This is a genomic window from Methylobacterium sp. WL18 (genome assembly GCF_008040015.1).
Taxonomy (GTDB): Bacteria; Pseudomonadota; Alphaproteobacteria; order Rhizobiales; family Beijerinckiaceae; genus Methylobacterium; species Methylobacterium mesophilicum.
Window position 1 is genome coordinate 1 of sequence record NZ_VRVD01000697.1, and the last position, 2,319, is coordinate 2,319.

General features: G+C 70.7%; 1 protein-coding gene and 1 pseudogene. Both read right to left on the reverse strand.

The genetic code is table 11. The features are described 5' to 3' along the window. Nucleotides 1–987: pseudogene (locus FV228_RS27125) on the reverse strand (phosphotransferase family protein); the annotation flags it as partial. After that, nucleotides 984–2,219 carry an acyl-CoA dehydrogenase family protein gene (locus FV228_RS27130; protein ID WP_147857351.1) on the reverse strand — a complete coding sequence of 412 codons (1,236 nt, stop codon included), beginning with the start codon at nt 2,217–2,219 and terminating at the stop codon, nt 984–986. The pseudogene FV228_RS27125 and the gene FV228_RS27130, both read right to left, overlap by 4 nt. Nucleotides 2,220–2,319: the final 100 nt, after the last annotated feature.

A 2,319-nucleotide genomic window follows, 5' to 3' on the forward strand; every position in this document is an offset into this window, starting at 1 on the left:
GGCGTGCTCGCTCGCGGCGTTGCCGGCCTTGGCTCGGGCGGCCACGCCCTGGAGGATGCCGACCAGACGGAACAGGTTGTAGGCGAAGTACCAGTCGAGGTCGGGCAGGGCCGCCCGGTCCGCGGCCCGGCAGTAGAGCGCCACCGCCTCCTCCCGGGTCGGGATGCCGAGCGCCGGCAGATCGAGGCCGCCGAGACCGCTGCGCCCGTCCGCCGGCAGTTCCCAATGCATCAGCAGGTAGCTGAAGTCGGCGAGGGGATCGCCGAGCGTCGACAGCTCCCAGTCGAGCACCGCGCTGACGCCGCCATCGGGGGAAAAGATCAGGTTGTCGAGGCGGTAATCGCCGTGGACGATGGAAGTGCCCTGCTGCTCGGGCACGGTGCGGGGCAGCCACGCGATCAGGCGCTCGACATCCTCCAGCCGGCCGTCCTCGGCGGCGCGGTACTGACGGGTCCAGCGATCGACCTGCCGGGCGAAGTAGTTGCCGGACTTGCCGTAATCGGCGAGGCCCGCCGCCTCCGGATCGATCGCGTGGAGGCGCGCGAGCGTCGCGATCATGCCGGCATAGTGCCGGTGCCGGGCATGCGGGTCGAGGCCGGGCAGGGCGCCGTCCCAGTGCACGCTGCCGCCCACCGCTTCCATCACGTAGAAGGCCGCGCCGATTATTTCGGAGTCTTAGCAGAGCGCGAAGGGCCTGGGAACCGGGAACCCCTCGCCGTACAGCGCGCCGATCACCCGGAACTCGCGCTCCACCGCGTGCGCGGAGGGCAGGAGCGGCCCGAACGGCTTGCGCCGCAGCACGTAGGCCTGGCCGGGCGTCTCCAGCCGGTAGGTCGGGTTCGACTGGCCGCCGCGGAACTGCTGCAGGTTGAGCGGCCCGGCATAGTCTCGGACGTATTCGGCGAGCCAGGCGGCCAGCCGGGCCTCGTCGATCCGATGGCGCGGCTCGACCGGCTTCACGCCGGAGAAGGCGTCGGGGCCGCTCATGCACTCTCCCGGGCGTTGGTGTAGCGCCCGAATTCGAGCCGGGCGATGGAGCGGTTGTGCACCTCGTCCGGCCCGTCGGCCAGCCGCAAGGTGCGAATGTGGGCGTACATCCTGGCCAGTCCGAAATCCTCGGACACGCCGGCGCCGCCATGGGCCTGGATCGCGTCGTCGATCACCTTGAGGGCGATCCGCGGGGCGGCGACCTTGATCATGGCGATCTCGAGCTTGGCGCCCTTGGCGCCGACCTTGTCCATCATGTCGGCGGCCTTCAGGCAGAGCAGGCGGGTCATCTCGATGTCGATCCGCGCCTCCGCGACCCGCTGCTCCCAGACCGACTGCTCGCTGATGCGCTTGCCGAAGGCGACCCGCGAGACCAGGCGCCGGGCCATCGCTTCGAGGGCCGCCTCGGCGACCCCGATGGTGCGCATGCAATGGTGGATGCGCCCCGGCCCGAGCCGCCCCTGCGCGATCTCGAAGCCGCGCCCCTCGCCGAGGATCAGGTTCTCGGCCGGGACGCGCACGCCTTCCAGCACCACCTCGCCGTGGCCCTTGGGCGCGTCCTCGTAGCCGAAGACCGGCAGCAGGCGCTCGACCCGCAGGCCGGGCGTGTCCATCGACACGAGGATCTGGGATTGCTGCCGGTGGCGGGGCGCATCCGGGTCGGTCTTGCCCATCAGGATCGCGATCCTGCAGCGCGGGTCGCCGACCCCGGTGGACCACCATTTGCGCCCGTCGATGACGTAGTGGTCGCCGTCGCGGCGGATCGCGGTCTCGATGTTGGTGGCGTCCGAGGAGGCGACGTCGGGCTCGGTCATCAGGAAGGCCGAGCGGATTTTTCCGTCCATCAGCGGCTGCAGCCACATCTCCTTCTGGGCCGGGCTGCCGTAGCGGTGCAGCACCTCCATGTTGCCGGTGTCGGGCGCCGCGCAGTTGAAGCATTCCGATGCGATCCCGACCTTGCCCATCGCCTCGGCGCAGAGCGCGTAATCGAGGTTGGTCAGGCCGGCGCCGCGGTATTCATCGGTGTCGTGCTCGGGGGAAGGCGGCAGGAACAGGTTCCACAGCCCTTCCCCGCGGGCTTTGTCCTTCAGCCGTTCCATCGTGGGCGAGGGTTCGCGGCTCGCCGCCCGCTCGGCCGCCACCGCGGCGGCGGCGGGCTGGATCGCGTCGGCGATGAAGGCGTGCACCCGGGTCAGCCAGTGCGTCTGGGATGGGGAGAGGTCGAAATCCACGGTGTCCGCTCCCGAGTTTCGTTCCGATGGGATCCGCGCCTCTCCCTCCCCCCTTTGCGGGGGAGGGTGGGCCGGCCGTCAGGCCGGGTCGGGAGAGGGG